Annotated in this window: 13 protein-coding genes; 9 read left to right on the top strand and 4 right to left on the bottom strand. The window is 62.8% G+C overall.

Features of this window, described 5'->3' with window-relative positions; translation table 11 throughout:
- The first annotated feature begins 16 nt into the window (after positions 1 to 16).
- Entirely contained in the window at positions 17 to 478 is a 462-nt protein-coding gene (gene tadA / locus C8D72_RS01310; protein WP_115852621.1) for a tRNA adenosine(34) deaminase TadA, read from the top strand.
- On the opposite strand, the gene C8D72_RS01315 is transcribed toward tadA, so the two are convergent.
- Both C8D72_RS01315 and mltF read right to left on the bottom strand, forming a co-directional pair.
- Entirely contained in the window at positions 466 to 2463 is a 1998-nt protein-coding gene (locus tag C8D72_RS01315; RefSeq protein WP_115852622.1) for a sensor domain-containing diguanylate cyclase, read from the bottom strand. The two genes, tadA and C8D72_RS01315, sit on opposite strands and share 13 nt — an antisense overlap.
- A complete protein-coding gene (mltF, locus tag C8D72_RS01320; protein ID WP_115852623.1) occupies positions 2460 to 3947 on the bottom strand; it encodes a membrane-bound lytic murein transglycosylase MltF in 1488 nt (495 codons plus the stop codon). Before mltF ends, C8D72_RS01315 begins: the two co-directional genes overlap by 4 nt.
- A 267-nt stretch (positions 3948 to 4214) precedes the next feature.
- Here mltF and purL point away from each other — a divergent pair, with 267 nt between their 5' ends.
- Entirely contained in the window at positions 4215 to 8114 is a 3900-nt protein-coding gene (gene purL, locus C8D72_RS01325; protein WP_115852624.1) for a phosphoribosylformylglycinamidine synthase, read from the top strand.
- A 91-nt stretch (positions 8115 to 8205) separates the two neighbouring features.
- On the opposite strand, the gene C8D72_RS01330 is transcribed toward purL, so the two are convergent.
- Entirely contained in the window at positions 8206 to 8526 is a 321-nt protein-coding gene (locus tag C8D72_RS01330; protein WP_115852625.1) for a putative quinol monooxygenase, read from the bottom strand.
- A gap of 78 nt (positions 8527 to 8604) precedes the next feature.
- Entirely contained in the window at positions 8605 to 9018 is a 414-nt protein-coding gene (locus C8D72_RS01335) for a hypothetical protein (protein WP_115852626.1), read from the bottom strand.
- Between the two features lie 86 nt (positions 9019 to 9104).
- On the opposite strand from C8D72_RS01335, the gene radD reads away from it, so the two are divergent.
- The 7 genes from radD (at position 9105) to scpB (ending at position 16121) form a co-directional block, all read left to right on the top strand.
- The gene (radD, locus tag C8D72_RS01340) at positions 9105 to 10919 is read left to right on the top strand and encodes a DNA repair helicase RadD (protein WP_115852627.1); all 1815 of its coding nucleotides are present in this window, start codon (positions 9105 to 9107) and stop codon (positions 10917 to 10919) included.
- A gap of 220 nt (positions 10920 to 11139) precedes the next feature.
- Positions 11140 to 12039 carry a pyrroloquinoline quinone biosynthesis protein PqqB gene (gene pqqB / locus C8D72_RS01350; RefSeq protein ID WP_115852628.1) on the top strand — a complete coding sequence of 300 codons (900 nt, stop codon included), beginning with the start codon at positions 11140 to 11142 and terminating at the stop codon, positions 12037 to 12039.
- A complete protein-coding gene (gene pqqC / locus C8D72_RS01355; protein WP_245955109.1) occupies positions 12036 to 12818 on the top strand; it encodes a pyrroloquinoline-quinone synthase PqqC in 783 nt (260 codons plus the stop codon). Before pqqB ends, pqqC begins: the two co-directional genes overlap by 4 nt.
- Entirely contained in the window at positions 12815 to 13102 is a 288-nt protein-coding gene (pqqD, locus tag C8D72_RS01360) for a pyrroloquinoline quinone biosynthesis peptide chaperone PqqD (RefSeq protein WP_115852629.1), read from the top strand. Before pqqC ends, pqqD begins: the two co-directional genes overlap by 4 nt.
- Positions 13099 to 14226: a pyrroloquinoline quinone biosynthesis protein PqqE gene (gene pqqE, locus C8D72_RS01365; RefSeq protein ID WP_115852630.1), complete on the top strand. Its 1128-nt coding sequence runs from the start codon at positions 13099 to 13101 to the stop codon at positions 14224 to 14226. The genes pqqD and pqqE overlap by 4 nt, the downstream gene beginning before the upstream one ends.
- Before the next feature lie 102 nt (positions 14227 to 14328).
- Positions 14329 to 15213 carry a segregation and condensation protein A gene (locus C8D72_RS01370; protein WP_115852631.1) on the top strand — a complete coding sequence of 295 codons (885 nt, stop codon included), beginning with the start codon at positions 14329 to 14331 and terminating at the stop codon, positions 15211 to 15213.
- The gene (scpB, locus tag C8D72_RS01375; protein WP_115852632.1) at positions 15210 to 16121 is read left to right on the top strand and encodes an SMC-Scp complex subunit ScpB; all 912 of its coding nucleotides are present in this window, start codon (positions 15210 to 15212) and stop codon (positions 16119 to 16121) included. The genes C8D72_RS01370 and scpB overlap by 4 nt, the downstream gene beginning before the upstream one ends.
- Position 16122: the final 1 nt, after the last annotated feature.

Here is a 16122-nt window from a genome sequence, read left to right on the forward strand (position 1 = left end):
CTGACGGAAGCGATTCATGCACAGCAACGAATTCTATATGCACCGGGCACTGGATCAGGCTCATCTGGCGCTGGCCGCGGAAGAAGTGCCGGTCGGTGCGGTCGTGGTCAGTGCCGAAGGCGAGGTTATTGGTGAGGGGTTCAACGCACCGGTCGGGCGACACGACCCGACGGCGCATGCCGAGGTGCAGGCACTGCGTGACGCCGGTCGGCGTACCGACAACTACCGACTGACCGGCTGCACGCTGTATGTCACGGTCGAGCCCTGTCTGATGTGTACCGGCGCCATCATTCATGCCCGCATCAAGCGGGTCGTCTATGGTGCGCCGGAGCCCAGAACCGGCATGGCGCAGTCAAGGGCCAATCTCTTTGCCCAGCCCTGGCACAATCACGACGTCGAAGTGGTGTCAGGCATACTGGCAGCGCCTGCCCGGCGGCTTTTAAAGACCTTTTTTGAAAAGCGCCGTCAGTCTTCCTGAGTCTCCGGGGGCCGGGCATCCAGTGCCCCGGCGACTTCGACACGATTGCGGCCTGCCAGCTTGGCACGATAAAGCGCCTGATCCGCGGTCTGGATCAGATCCGACAGGGCGTCGCTGGCGCGGCGGGTGGTAATCAGCCCGGCGCTGATGGTGACAGGGGCACGCGCATCATGTCTGGGCAGGGCCAGCCTCTCGATACCGTGACGAAGCTGCTCGCCAATCTCTGCCGCCTTCCCGGGCGTGACCCCCGGCAAACAGGCAATGAATTCCTCGCCACCGAAGCGAGCCAACAGCCCCCCATTGGCGGTCACGAGCGCCTGAAGTCGGTGTGCCACGCGCTTTAGATAATCATCCCCCGTGGGGTGCCCCAGTTGATCGTTGATCTGCTTGAAGTGATCGATATCCAGCAGAATGACCGTTCTGGGCCGTGAGGCATCAAGAGCGTCGACCCACTGGCTGAAGTAACGCCGATTGGGCAGCCCTGTCAGTTCGTCATGCTGCGCCAGCCACTCCACTTCCTGGTGCAGGGCGATGCGCTTTTCCACCTCGCCGCGCAGCCGATAGTTGGCATCCTTGATGCCGCTGTGGCGCCGGCGCAGACGGTGATGAAAATACATCAGCAGATAGATCATCCAGGTAAAGATCAGCCCGGTGATTAACACAATGGCCGGCAGTTTGGAGCGCTCGTCAAACAGCCGGGCGTAGCTTGCCTCGGCACAGATCGTGAAGTTGCTCTGTCCCAGCTGCAAAATATTGCAGTGCTCGAGCATGCTCAGGGTGTCGCGGGTGTCGGAGCTGTAAAGCGTGTCGCCGCCCTGCATGACCCGAATGCGAAAGTCGTGGTTGTCCCGGGCGTCATCGAGTGTGGCGAAAAGACGGGCCGGGTCGACCACGAAGGCCGCCGCGCCGTGGATGGCAGTGCTGTCGAGATCACGAACGGGCTGATAAAGGATCACGCCACGGCCGCCGTTGGTCAGATTAACCATGCCGGTCGCGCTGGCCTTCCCGCGCAGGGCACCGGCCAGCGCGTCGTCGTCATCGTTTGAAAGCACATGATGACCCAGCAGCGGCTGATTGGTGCGCCGCGGATAGGCATGCATGATGCGTGGCCCCTGACGGCTGATATAGGCAATCGTTTTCATGTAGCCAAAATGCTCGACAAGGCGTCGGGCACGATGGGTCCAGGCACGGCTGGAAGGGGGGCCGCCGGCGCTGTCCCAGCTGATGGCAAAGCGTTGCATGGCCTGGTCGCTGACGTTGATCTCCTGCCCGAGGCGCTCGCTCAGGGTATCGATGCGCGTGCGGGCCACCTGATTGACCTCACGAATGTTCTGACTGTTGTGATAGTGCCAGAGCACCAGCAGTACCAGTAATACGGCCATTGAGGCGGCCAGTGCAATGCCGGTAGCGCCGGGGCGGTGTGGCGACCATTGCGCAGCGGCCTCGGCGGTCAGCAATAACCCGATGGCCAGCAGGGTGAGCGTTGACAGCGACACTTCATGCAGCGAAATGAACCAGTGCTGCTCGATCAGGTGCATGCCTGTCAGAATGGCTGCCATGGCAAGGGCGATGGGCGCAATTCCTCCGGGGCGAGAGGGAAAAAGCGGCAGCAGCAATAAAAGCAGCAGCACCAGGGTGATCAGGATGGAAGGGCGAAGGGAGTAGAAGGGCACCTGGCCGGGCCAGTGATCAAATAGCCGCGCCCACTGCCCGTAATTCATGACGCTGTCCGGCAGCACAAAGGAGCCCAGTAGCGCCAGCAGTGGTATCAAGGTGGCGGCGGTCACTGTCAGAGCAAAAGGCTTCAGGAGATGAGGGTGCCACTTTCCGGCGACGTTCATCGCAAGCCTTGACAGCATGACCATACCCACCATGGCCAGCAGCAGATGTTCCAGAGCATGCGTCAGCCACCATCCTGTCACGACGCACGGCAGGGCAAGCAGGGTCAGTAACAGGTCACCATGGCGGGTGAAAAGGGCTCTCATGGAACAGGCGGCACGGTCTCAAAGACTGGAGTGGTGGTGTTGCTGGCGGTAGCACGCTCAAGCGATGAGAATTGATGCTGACTGCGTTCTACCCAGCCCAGAATCTCTTCGTAACGTTTGATGTTGCGCACATAGAGTGCGGCCACACTACCACGGGCAAAGCCGTGTTCCACGCGATTATACCAGTGGCTCTCCTGCAGGAGGGGCAGCATCTTTCTGATCGTGTCCCACTGATCGGGATCGAAGCCCTGAAGACGTGCCAGCCGTCGCGCATCATAGAGGTGGCCAAGCCCCAGATTATAGGCGGCCAGGGTCATCCACGTCCTGTCCGGTTCAGCAACCTCTTCCGGGATGCGGTCATGCAGATAGCGCAGATAGCGGGCGCCGCCGTCAATGCTCTGCTTCGGATCCTTGCGGTTGGACACGTTCATGTGCCGGGCAGTGTCCCGAGTCAGCATCATCAGCCCCTTGACGCCCGTGGGGGAGACGGCATCCGGCTGCCAGTGCGATTCCTGATAGCCCACGGCCGCCAGAAGCTTCCAGTCAAAGCCGGTGTTGCCGGCGGCACGCTTGAACTCGGGCATCCATTGATCCAGATGTGTCTGTGCCTGAGCGATAAAGCGCCGCGCACCGACATATTCAAGGTAGTCATCGTGGCCGAAATACTGCTGCGTCAGAAGTTCCAGATCGCCGGAGCGCCGCATCTGATGGATAAAGGCATTGGCACGCTCCACCAGGGAGGGGTCAGTACTGGCCGGGAAGGCCCATGCCAGGGTAACGGGCTCGCCGATGGTCAGCGCGCTGGCCACGTCCGGAAAGAACAGGCGGCTTAACTTGAACTCGTGCGCATAGACCACCGCCGCATCAAGCTCGCCGCTTTCCACCATTTTCAGAAGATCCGTGGTTTCAATGTCGGGGCTTTCCCGCCAGGTCAGGGACGGATGCGTTTTCTGCAGTTCATGTAGTACCTGACTGGTGCCGGCACCGGCGACCGTGCCAATGTCCAGACCGTCCAGATCCTCGATCGTTTTGGGCGTTGTCATGCCGCGCCGATACGCCACCATGGGCTGCATCGACATGATCGGCTGAGAGTAGGTCACGTCCTGGCGCTTTTGACCCAGCACCAGGCCTGCCGCCCCGATGTCGGTACGGCCATCGGCAACATGGTTCAGCACACCGTTGATGTGGTGATCATCCTCTACGGCAAGACTGACCCCCAGATCGTCGGCAAACCGGCGGAAAAGCTCGAACTCGAATCCGGTCGGCCCCTGTCGCCCCTCGTAAAAGGTGGTCGGTGTATTGCGTGTGGCAATGGCCAGAAAATCGCGCTGCTGGATGTCAGACAGTGTGGTGCGGGGCATCATGGACGCTGGCATCATTTCTGCAGACCACGTCGAGATCGCGCGGGCAGGCGTCAGCAACAGCAAAAGCGCTGCCACAAGCCCTGCAATCCTTCGGGTTGTGCGTAGAAAGTGCCTGTACATGGGGAGAAACGGCCGTTTGAAAGAGGCCTCAAGATACCGACGAGGGATGGCCCCGGCTAGTCGATGGGTCTTACCTGCACGATAGTCTCAGTCTTTCGACTGATATTCGCCCATTGGGCTCTTGCCTGGTCGACCTTCGCCTCACGGGGCGCTTTCCAGTATGATGACGTGCTCGCCGCCTGGCGCTGTTTCAATACGGGGACAGCGGCAACCTGTGTCCCCGCACAACACCTCATTTCCTGTCAGTCAGTAGAGGCTTCGTTCGTCATGCTCGAACTGCACGGCCAGAGTGCCCTTTCTTCCTTCCGTCACGCCCGTCTGCTTGCCCGTCTACGTGAGGCGATGCCGGGCGTGACAGGCGTGCATGCGATGCACCGCTATTTTCTGGACGTCGAGCAGGCGCCGGGGGCCGAGGCACTCGAGCGTCTTTGTGCGCTGCTGGAGGCCAGTGACAGTACCGCCCCGGTCCCGGCCGGCGCTCTTTATCTGGTCGTGCCGCGCTTTGGCACCGTCTCGCCGTGGTCTTCCAAGGCCACTGATATCGCCCATAACTGCGGGCTGCACGAGGTGCGTCGCATCGAAGCCGGCGTGGCCTACTTCATCGAAACCGACGCGCTGCCGTCAAGAGAAGAGGTCGAGGCGATCCGTCAGGTGCTGGCCGATCGCATGACGCAGACGGTGCTGGTGGACGCAAGCGATGCCGCAAAGCTGTTTCAGAGGCATCAGCCTGCCCCGGAAAGCCATGTCGATATTCTCCATGGCGGACGCGAGGCGCTGATGGCGGCCAATGTCACCCTGGGTCTGGCACTGGCCGAAGACGAGATCGACTATCTGGTCGAGTCCTTTACCGGACTTGGGCGCAACCCCAGTGATGTCGAACTGATGATGTTTGCTCAGGCCAACTCCGAGCACTGCCGCCACAAGATCTTCAACGCCGACTGGCGCATTGACGGACAGGCGCAACAACACTCGCTGTTCGGCATGATTCGCAATACGCACCAGTGCTCGCCGGACAACGTGCTGTCGGCCTACAGCGACAACGCGGCCATTATTCGTGGTCATGAAGCGGGGCGCTTTCTGGCCGACAGCCGGGACTTTCGTTTTGTGACCCATCAGGAGCCGATCCACATCCTGATGAAGGTCGAAACGCACAATCACCCGACGGCCATTGCCCCCTATCCAGGGGCGGCGACCGGCGCCGGCGGCGAGATCCGTGACGAGGGCGCCACCGGTCGCGGTGGCAAGCCCAAGGCCGGCCTGACCGGCTTTACCGTCTCCAACCTGCGTATCCCCGAGCTGTTACAGCCCTGGGAGGCGTTTGATTACGGCAAGCCCGAGCGCATCAAGAGCGCGCTGGAGATCATGATCGAGGCGCCCATCGGCGCGGCGGCATTCAACAACGAGTTCGGCCGTCCGGCGCTCAACGGCTATTTCCGTACCTATGAGCATGATGTGGTCGGCCCGGCCGGCGTCGAGCGGCGCGGCTATCACAAGCCCATCATGCTCGCCGGCGGCTATGGCAGCGTGCGCGATGAACACGTGCTCAAGGGCGAGATCGCCGTTGGGGCAAGGCTGATCGTCATGGGCGGGCCGGCCATGCTGATCGGGCTGGGCGGCGGGGCGGCCTCATCGGTGGCCTCCGGCAGTACCAGCGATGCGCTGGATTTTGCCTCGGTGCAGCGCGATAACGCCGAAATGGAGCGCCGCGCCCAGGAAGTCATCGATCGCTGTATCGCGCTGGGCGAAGACAATCCGATCAGCTTTATCCATGACGTGGGGGCCGGCGGTCTGTCCAATGCGCTGCCGGAACTGGTCAAGGACGGCGGTCGTGGCGGACTGTTCAATCTGCGCGAGGTGCCCAGCGCCGAGCCGGGGATGACACCGCTGGAAATCTGGTGCAACGAGGCGCAGGAGCGCTATGTGCTGGCGGTGGCACCGGCATCGATCGAATATTTCGAGTCGCTGTGCGCGCGTGAGCGCTGCCCGTTCGCCGTGGTCGGTGAGGCGACCGAGGCGCACGAGATCACGGTGGTGGACAAGCACTTTGAGAGCCGCCCCATTGATCTGCCCATGAGCGTGCTCTTTGGCAAGCCGCCGAAAATGCAGCGCAGCTTCGAGCGCCGCGAGACCGCCCAGCCGCCCCTGATGCTGGACAATCTGGACCTCAACGAGGCCATGGACCGGGTGCTGCAGCTGCCGGCGGTGGCCTCCAAAAGCTTTTTGATCACGATTGGCGACCGGACCGTGGGCGGCATGAGCGTGCGCGATCAGATGGTCGGCCCCTGGCAGGTGCCGGTGGCGGACTGTGCCGTCACCACGGCCTCCTTTGATACCCACGCCGGTGAGGCGATGGCGATGGGCGAGCGTACCCCCACGGCGCTGATTTCATCGGCCGCCTCGGCACGTCTGGCCGTGACCGAGGCGATCACCAACATCGCCGCGGCCCCCATCGAGGCCCTTGGCGATATCAAGCTGTCCGCCAACTGGATGAGTGCCGCCGATCACGAGGGCGAAAATCAGGCCCTGTATGACGCGGTCCATGCCGTGGGCATGGAACTCTGCCCGGCGCTGGGCATTGCCATTCCGGTCGGCAAGGATTCGATGTCGATGCGTACCGCCTGGCACGACGGCGAGCGCGACAAGTCCGTGACGGCACCGCTGTCGCTGATCATCTCGGCCTTTGCCCCGGTCAGTGATACCCGCAGGACCCTGACCCCGCAGCTCGACCCGGTTGATACCACCGAGCTTGTGCTGATCGATCTCGGCCGCGGCAAGAACCGTCTGGGCGGCTCGGCCCTGGCTCAGGTCTACGGTCAGCTGGGCGCGCACGCACCGGATCTGGACAAGCCCGAGGATCTGGCCGGCTTTTTCAACGCTGTCCAGAAGCTCAATCGTGACGGCCGGCTGCTGGCCTATCACGACCGCAGCGACGGCGGGCTGCTGGCAACGCTGGCCGAGATGGCCTTTGCCGGCCACTGTGGTCTTTCGGTCACGCTGGACAGCCTGGTACTCGATGCTCACCAGGCCACCGCGGCGCTGTTTGCCGAGGAGCCGGGCGCGGTGATTCAGATCCGTCGTGACGAGTTCGATGCTGTACAGGCTGTGTTTGAAGAGGCCGGATTGGGCGAATGTGTCCATCGCATCGGTGCGCCGACGCAGGATGACCGCTTCTCGGTGACGCTCTATGACAGTGCGCTGATCGAGACCACGCGAGTGCACGCCATTCGCCGCTGGGCAGAAACCAGCTATCAGCTGCAGGCACGACGTGACAACCCGGAGTGCGCTCGTCAGGAGTTTGACGCCCTTGACGAGACCCGTAACCCGGGGCTGCATGCCAGCCTGAGCTATGACGTTGACGAAGACGTGGCCGCACCCTTTATCAACCAGGGCGCAGCCCCCCGGGTGGCGATCCTGCGCGAGCAGGGCGTTAACGGCCAGCTGGAGATGGCGTGGAACTTCACCAACGCCGGTTTTGAGGCCATCGACGTTCACATGTCGGACATTCTGGAAGGGCGCGTGGATCTGGCCGACTTCCAGGGGGCGGCGGCCTGCGGCGGCTTTTCCTATGGCGACGTACTGGGCGCCGGCGGCGGCTGGGCGAAGTCGATTCTCTTCAGTGAGCGTGGCCGCGAGCAGTTCACGCGCTTTTTCGAGCGCGAAGACACCTTTACGCTTGGCGTGTGTAACGGCTGTCAGATGCTCTCTCAGCTCAAGTCGCTGATTCCGGGGGCCGATCACTGGCCGCGCTTTGTACGCAACCTCTCCGAGCAGTACGAGGCGCGCGTGTCGATGGTGCGCGTCGAGTCGACACCGTCGCTGTTTCTGGCCGACATGGCCGGCTCACGAATGCCGATTGCCGTGGCGCATGGCGAAGGGCAGGCGCAGTTCCGTGACAGCGCTCATCTGCGTCAGGCGCAAAGCAGCGGCACGGTTGCGCTGCGCTATGTCGACAACTTCGGCGAGGTCACCACCGGCTATCCGGCCAACCCCAACGGCTCGCCGTCGGGCATTACCGGTCTCACCTCGCAGGATGGCCGCGTCACCATCATGATGCCGCACCCCGAACGTGTGGCGCGCGCCGTGACCAACTCCTGGCGCCCGGAAGAGTGGCGCGAGGCCGGCGGCTGGATGCGCATGTTTCGCAATGCCAGGAAGTGGGTGGGCTGAGCATGCCCGGCCTCAGATACGTCTGAGGCAAACCTGCGATGAAAAAAAAGGGCCTCCAGAGGAGGCCCTTTCATGTGCGATGGCGTCACACTCAGTTCTGAGGACGCTCGGCGGGGCTCAAAAAGCGTACCGTCGGTTCCTGTTCAAGCAGCGGGTCGGTGCCTTCCTTGAACGGCTGGTAGTGGGGCATGGCCATGTGGTTGTCAAAGGCGGCGCGGTCGGTGTAGACCTCATGAAGAATGACGGTGTTGCCATCCTCTTCCGGCACCAGCACATCAAACTGATGGCAACCGCTTTCGTTGGCCAGCGACTCGTTGGCGTCGTTGTGGGCCAGCGCCAGAAACGCATCGCGCTGGCCTTGCTTGATTCGAAATTCCGCCAGAACGACAAAATTGGCATTGGTCGCGCTCATCATGATTCTCCCTGCAGCTATTGAGTGTTTCGAAAACAGTATGCGGCCTGCGGCGTTGATGCGGTCTCGGGCGCAGCGTCAATGGACTCTGGGCGCCGGCCCCATGCCCATGCGTTCATGAAATTCGGCGACCGCGCTTCGCAGCAGCTCCAGAAGACCCGGTACCAGAGCCACACCCTGTTCGGGACCTTCTACAAACTGCTCCACACTGACATGAACGGCTTCGCCGTGGATGACGACCTTGGCCGCCTTGATGGCATTCATGACGTCATTGGCAATGTCGAGCAGCTGGGCGCGGTCGGTACCGGCGTCGGCCTGCCAGATGCCGGGTAGCATCAGCTGAAAAAAGGCCGGCTCGTCCTCGGCCACGACCAGCACGAACTCCAGGCTTTCAAGCGTGATACGTGCGGCGTGAGTATCGATGGCTTCCACCTGGAAATCCATGGCGCCCAGGCCTTCAATGTAGTGCTCGATCTGTGTGTTGGCCTGCATTGTGCGCCTCTTCGGTCACCAGAGGTGACGGTTTTAAACATCCAGCCAGTCCCGGAACTCAAGGATCACAGGATCAGTATAAGGACATGTCAGCGTCTTTAACGACACCCCCGCAGCTACGCCCTTATCAAAAGGAGGCCGTCGAGCGCGTCGTCGGTCATTTTCGCCGCAGCCACGACCCGGCCGTGGTGGTACTGCCCACCGGCAGCGGCAAGAGTCTGGTCATTGCCGAACTGGCGCGGATCGCCCGCGGACGCGTGCTGGTGCTGGCCCATGTGCGTGAACTGGTGGCACAGAATCATGCCAAATATGAGGCCTATGGGCTCAGTGCCGATATTTTCAGTGCCGGCCTCGGGCGACGGGACTCGCACCGCCAGGTGGTCTTTGGCTCGGTACAGTCTGTCATCAATGCCCTTGACGCGTTTAATGATGGCCAGTTCACGCTGCTGGTGATCGACGAATGCCACCGTGTGGCGCCCATGGTAGAGGACAGCACGGACGGCAAGCGTCGCCAGCAGCCCGGCAGTTACCAGCGTGTGATTGATCATTTGCGGGCGAGTCGGCCGGATATCAAGGTACTGGGCCTGACGGCGACCCCCTACCGACTGGGGCAGGGCTTCATCTATCACCGCCATTACCACGGTATGGTGCGTGGCCCGGAGACTTCCTTTTTCTGCGACTGCGTGTTCGAGCAGCCCCTGCGCGTCATGGTCAAACAGGGCTATCTGGCCGAACCCCGACGCGTGGATGCCGCCATCGCCCGCTATGACTTTTCGCAGCTGTCGCCGCGTGTGGGCGGCCAGTACGCCGAATCCGATCTTAACCGGGTGGTCAGCGGCAATCGGGCCACGCCCGTGATTATCGAGGATGTCATGGCCAATGCCCATGACCGTCAGGGGGTGATGATTTTTGCCGCCACCGTGGCCCACGCTGAGGAGATCATGGGCTATCTGCCCGACACAGAAGCGGCACTGGTCACCGGGACCACTCCCGGGCGCGAGCGCGAACGGCTGATCGAGTCCTTCAAGGCGCGTGAGCTGAAATATCTGGTCAACGTGGCGGTACTGACCACCGGCTTTGACGCCCCGCACGTGGATCTGATTGCCATTTTGCGCCCGACCGAATCGGTCGGACTCTATCAGCAGATTGTCGGGCGCGGGCTGCGTCTGTCGCCCGGCAAGCGTGATTGTCTGGTGCTGGATTATGCCGGCAACCCCTGGGAGCTATACGGTCCCGAAATCGATGCGCCACGTCCGGACAGCGACAGCGAGCCGGTGCAGGTCGAGTGCCCCGAGTGCGGCTTTGCCAACATCTTCTGGGGCAAGCGCGATGGCGAGCTGGTGATCGAGCATTTCGGCCGGCGCTGTCAGGGGCTGGTGGAGGATGAGCAGGGCAGGCCGGTGCAGTGCGACTTTCGCTTTCGCTACAAGGTCTGCGAGCAGTGCGGGGCGCAGAATGACATCGCGGCCCGGCGCTGCCATCACTGCCAGGAGCAACTGATCGATGCCGATGACAAGCTGCGTGATGCCCTCAAGCTCAGGGACGCCAGGGTGCTCAGGGTCAGCGGCATGATGCTGGAAGAGAGCGCCAACGGTCGTGGTCTGGCCCGGCTCAAGGTCACCTATGTGGATGAGGACGGCGCCACGCTCTCGGAGTGGTACGCCATGGAGACGCCCGCGCAGCGCACCGCCTTTTATCACGCCTGGCTGAAGCTGCACCTGCGCGCCCCGGGCAGCGACTGGCAGCCGAGCACGATTGATGAGGTGATCGCCTCGCGCGAGCGCCTGCGCCACCCGGATTTCGTGGTGGGGCGCAAGGTCGGGCGCTACTGGCAGGTGCGTGAGCGTCTCTTCGATTATGAAGGGCGCTATCGGCGCGCTGACAGTGCCGATGGCGCCTGACAGGGGCAGCATCAAACACGGTTATTCTGCTAAGGTTAAAACCGCTGCCATCCGGCAGCGTTATCACCATTGTGATGCGATCCATTTGCGATCAAGGAGTCTTTCATGAGCTGGTCCGCCCCCGAAGTCAAGGAAATCAGTGCTGGTATGGAAGCCAGTGTTTACCTGCCTGCCGATATCGAAATCGACATTGAAGAGTGACACAGCAGGTGCGCGGCGTTTGCGCGTTCGCGTACTGGGGTCGGCCGCCGGTGGCGGCCTGCCTCAATGGAACTGCCGCTGCGGCGTATGCCGGCTGGCACGCGCCGAACCCCAGCGCGTTATCCCTCGAACCCAGTCCTCGATTGCCGTCTCCGTTGATGGCGAACACTGGGCGCTGATCAACTGCGCGCCAGAGGTGCTCAGTCAGCTGCAGCGCGATCCGGCGCTTCAGCCCGGTCGCGATGACCGTCATACCCCGATTCAATCGATTCTGGTCACCAATGGTGATGTGGATCATATCGCGGGGCTTTTGAGCCTGCGCGAGCGTTCGCCGTTTCGCCTGTACGCCACGCCCGAAATACATGGCGTGCTGCGCGACAACCCGATTTTTAACGTGCTCGCTCCCGACTGTGTCGAGCGACGCGACGTGGCGCTCGACAGCCGAATCGAGCTGCTGCCCGGGCTCATGGCGACCGTGTTTGCCGTGCCGGGCAAGACCGCGCTCTATCTGGAAGGTGATGAGGTGGAGATTGGCGCCGAGGGCGAGTCGACCGTAGGCGTCGAGTTCGAGCTGGATGGCCAGCGGCTTTACTACATTCCCGGCTGCGCCACCGTCACGCCCCGTCTGGCCGACCGGCTCGAAGGCGCCGCGGCGCTGCTCTTTGATGGCACCCTGTGGCGCGACGACGAGATGCTTCGTGCCGGCGTCGGCCAGAAGACCGGACAGCGCATGGGACACATGTCGATGGCGGGTCCCGAAGGCAGCATGACGGCGCTGGCGGATTCAGACATCGGCCGCCGTGTTTTCATTCACATCAACAACACCAACCCCGTCCTGATCGAGGACAGCGCCGAGCGGCGCGAGGCCGAGGACGCCGGTTGGGAAATTGCCTTCGACGGTATGGAGATCACGCCTTGAGTTCGTTTGATACGCCACTGAGTGACGTGACCGAGCCGATGAGCGCCGAGGCGCTGGAGGCGCGTCTGCGCGAGATCGGCGAGGCGCGCTATCACCACCGCCATCCGTTTCAGCTGGCGCTGCAGAGTGGCGAGCTCAACCGCTGTCAGGTGCGGGCCTGGGCGCTCAATCGCTACTACTACCAGGCCATGATCCCCATCAAGGATGCCACCTTGATGGCGCGCCTTGATGACCCGGAGTGGCGGCGCGAGTGGCGCAGCCGGCTGGTCGATCACGATGGCGAGGCGCCCGGCGAAGGCGGTATCGAGCGCTGGCTGAAGCTCACCGACGGGCTGGGGCTGGAGCGCGACATGGTGCGCTCGACCCGCGCGATCCTGCCTGCGACACGTTTTGCGGTCGAGGCCTATACCCACTTCGTGCGTGATCGCACCCTGCTGGAGGCGGTTGCCTCATCGCTGACCGAGCTGTTCTCGCCGAAGGTGATCGGTACCCGCGTCTCGGGCATGCTTGCGCATTACGATTTTGTCTCCGAGGAGACGCTGGATTATTTTCGTCCGCGTCTGACTCAGGCCCCTCACGACGCCGAGCGGGCCCTGACCTATGTGCGTGAGCACGCCCGGCGCCCCGATCAGCAGCAGGCAGTGCTGGAGGCGCTGGTGTTCAAGTGCGACGTGCTCTGGACGATGCTGGATGCCCTGCAGCACGCCTATGTGGAAGGTCACCGGCCGCCGGGTGCCTGGGACGGCGAGCGTGGTCTGATCACCGGAGCCACGCCTTGAATCAGGCCCTCAATGACAACACCGTGATGCGCCTGCCCAGAGGCGTGCGCATGCGCCATGACGCTGCGCGCGGCGGCTGGGTGCTGCTGGCGCCGGAGCGTATCTTTCAGCTCGATGCGATCGCGCATGCGGTGATGACAAACGTGGATGGCAAGCAAAGCGTGGCGCAGATCGTCGATGCGCTGGCCGCTGATTTTGATGCCGAGCGGGGTCAGATCCGCCGTGACGTGCTGGCCCTGTTTCATGCCCTGATCGACCGGGGCGTGCTGGAGGTGACGACATGAGTGAGACGGCCCTGACGCACACCGATACGACCGTCGCGCCCCCCATGGGGATGCTCGCCGAGCTGACCCATCGCTGTCCGCTGCAGTGCCCCTACTGCTCCAACCCGGTCGAGCTCGAGCGCCGCAGTGACGAACTCGATACCGCTGCCTGGCAGCGCGTGCTGCGCGAGGCCTCAAGGCTTGGGGTCTTGCAGGTGCATCTCTCCGGTGGGGAGCCGGCGGCACGTCCGGATCTGGTCGAGCTGGTTGAAACCTGTGCCCATGAAGGGCTCTATTCGAATCTGATTACGGCGGGTGTGAGTATCACGCCCGAGCGACTGGCCGCACTCGACGCCGCCGGGCTTGATCACGTTCAGCTCTCCTTTCAGGGCGCCAGCGATGAGGTCACCGAGCACGTCTCGGGCATGCGCGGGGCGTTTGAGAAAAAGTGTGCCTTTGCCGGTGAGGTGAAAGCACTGGGGTTACCGCTGACGCTTAACGTGGTGATCCATCGCGCCAATATTCATCAGATCGATGAGTTTATCGATCTGGCGCTGGCGCTGGGTGCCGAGCGTCTGGAGCTGGCGCACGCCCAGTATTACGGATGGGCCCTGCACAACCGCAGCGCGTTGATGCCGCGCCGCGCGGACGTCATGACGGCGCTGAGGGCGGTCGAGGCCGCTCAGGCGCGTCTCAAGGGCCGGCTGGCCATCGATTCGGTGGTGCCGGACTACTACGCCCACGGCCCCAAGCCCTGCATGAACGGCTGGGGACGCCAGACGATCAACATCACGCCTTCGGGGCTGGGGCTGCCGTGTCACGCGGCGCAGACGATTCCGGGGCTCGAGTTCTGGAATGTGCGCGAGCGCGGTCTGGCCGATATCTGGTATCACTCGCCGGCCTTCAACGCCTTTCGCGGCACCGACTTCCTGCCCGACACGTGTCAGAGCTGCGATCGCCGCGACATTGACCATGGCGGCTGTCGCTGTCAGGCGCTGATGATGACCGGTGATGCGCGTCAGATGGACCCGATCTGTCAGTACTCTCCCTGGCATGACGAGGTTCAGACACTGACACTGGAAGAGGCCGGTCGCGACGAGCCCTTTGCCTACCGCCGTTTTGCGCGCACCGCGCGCCAGGCCTGAACGGTGCCGACTGCGGAAAGCAGGACGCGGATGCCGGAAACGGGGCAGCCTGATAAACTTGGGTCAATGCCCCGTTCCATTTGAGCCTTCGCGTCGCATCCCATGACCCAGTCCGGTGACCTTCACAGCCCGACCCCCGAGGCGGCTCCTGCCGTTATGGTTGGCGGTGAGCCCCTGCATGACATGCCGGAGGATCTCTATATCCCGCCGGAAGCGCTGCGTGTCTTTCTGGAAACCTTTGAGGGCCCGCTGGATCTGCTGTTGTATCTGATCCGGCGTCAGAATCTCGATATTCTGGCCGTCAATGTGGCCGCCGTGACCCGTCAGTACATCGAATATGTGGAGCTCATGAAGGCCAGCGGGATCGACTTGGCCGCCGAGTATCTGCTGATGGCGGCGATGCTGGCCGAGATCAAGTCGCGCACGCTGTTGCCGCGTCCGCCCCGCTCAAACGAAGAGGATGACGAGGAGGACCCGACGGCGGCACTGGTGCGGCGCCTGCAGGAGTATGAGCAGATCAAGCTGGCTGCTCAGGCCATCGATGAACTGCCGCGCCAGGGGCGTGACTGGTATCAGGCCGAGGCGGGGCTGCCTGCATTACAGCCGCGCGTGCAGCATCCGCAGGTCGAGCTTTCAGAGCTTCTGGGCGCGCTGTCCAGTCTGATGCAGCGCGTGGATTTCAAAAAGGAGCATCAGATTACCCGTGAGGTGTTCTCGACCCGCGAGCGGATGATGGCCATCCTTGATCGCATTCACTCGGAGCAGTTCACCTCGTTCGAGGATCTCTTTGATCCACAGGAGGGCAAGGCCGGGGTAGTGGTGACCTTCATGGCCATGCTGGAATTGAGCAAGGAGCGATTGATCGAGATCGTACAGAACGCGCCGCTGTCGCCCATTCATGTGCGGGCGCAGGCGCCGTCACAGGACGATGATGAATCGTCGCAGGAGCAGCCCTTTGAAATGGACGAACAGGCAGGTGGCTCATGACGCCGCCGCTGGATCGGATTCTTGAAGGGGTGCTGCTGGCCGCCGGTGAGCCGCTGACGCTCGAGCGACTGGAGGCGGTGTTTGACGAGCATGATCGCCCGGGCCGGCGGGTGCTGCGCGAAGCGCTGGCCACACTCGAGGCGCGCCTGGGCCACAGCGCACTGGTGCTTGAGGAGACGGCATCGGGGTTTCGTCTGCGTGTGCGCGATGAGCTCTCCCCCTGGGTGTCGCGGCTCTGGGATGAGCGCCCGCAGCGCTACTCGCGCGCCCTGCTGGAGACGCTGGCCCTGATCGCCTATCGTCAGCCGGTCACGCGCGCCGATATCGAAGAGGTGCGTGGCGTCTCGGTCAGCGCCTCGATCATGCGCACCCTGGTCGAGCGCGGCTGGGTGCGGGTGGTCGGGCATCGCGATGTGCCGGGGCGACCGGCGGTCTATGCCACCACCAGGGGCTTTCTGGATGATTTCGGTCTGCGCACCCTGGATGCGCTGCCGCCGATCAGTGCGGTGAAGGAGGGCGAAACCGTGGACTGGCTTGAACAGCTCACCCCCGGTGCGCAGTCTGTAGACACTGCAGAAACATCCAGCGCCCCGGCGACCACCGAAGGCTCGCTACCCGGCAATGAAGACGCTGCCCGCGAAAACATTGCCAGCGAGGGTGTTGCCAACGAAGATGCTGCCAATGAAGGCAGCAATGACACGGAGGATGCGCCGACCGACTCGCCCGACGGCGAGCAGGCGCCCTCAGAACGCTCGTCGATTGAGACGCCGATGCCTTCCCGTCAGAGTCCGAGTCTTGATGAGATCGGTCAACGACTGGCCGAGCGACTGCGCGACAAGGCAGATCGCGACGGCCCGGATGCTGGGCTCGATGAGAGATCGACACACACCAGTTACCCAGAAGATTGAG

The sequence above is a fragment of the Kushneria indalinina DSM 14324 genome, from assembly GCF_003385845.1.
Lineage (GTDB): Bacteria > Pseudomonadota > Gammaproteobacteria > Pseudomonadales > Halomonadaceae > Kushneria > Kushneria indalinina.

Bases quoted from the DNA above. Each gene is read 5' to 3' on its own strand.
- tadA (WP_115852621.1), top strand. From the start codon at position 17: ATGCACAGCAACGAATTCTATATGCACCGGGCACTGGATCAGGCTCAT.
- C8D72_RS01315 (WP_115852622.1), bottom strand. From the start codon at position 2,463: ATGAGAGCCCTTTTCACCCGCCATGGTGACCTGTTACTGACCCTGCTT.
- mltF (WP_115852623.1), bottom strand. From the start codon at position 3,947: ATGTACAGGCACTTTCTACGCACAACCCGAAGGATTGCAGGGCTTGTG.
- purL (WP_115852624.1), top strand. From the start codon at position 4,215: ATGCTCGAACTGCACGGCCAGAGTGCCCTTTCTTCCTTCCGTCACGCC.
- C8D72_RS01330 (WP_115852625.1), bottom strand. From the start codon at position 8,526: ATGAGCGCGACCAATGCCAATTTTGTCGTTCTGGCGGAATTTCGAATC.
- C8D72_RS01335 (WP_115852626.1), bottom strand. From the start codon at position 9,018: ATGCAGGCCAACACACAGATCGAGCACTACATTGAAGGCCTGGGCGCC.
- radD (WP_115852627.1), top strand. From the start codon at position 9,105: ATGTCAGCGTCTTTAACGACACCCCCGCAGCTACGCCCTTATCAAAAG.
- pqqE (WP_115852630.1), top strand. From the start codon at position 13,099: ATGAGTGAGACGGCCCTGACGCACACCGATACGACCGTCGCGCCCCCC.
- C8D72_RS01370 (WP_115852631.1), top strand. From the start codon at position 14,329: ATGACCCAGTCCGGTGACCTTCACAGCCCGACCCCCGAGGCGGCTCCT.
- scpB (WP_115852632.1), top strand. From the start codon at position 15,210: ATGACGCCGCCGCTGGATCGGATTCTTGAAGGGGTGCTGCTGGCCGCC.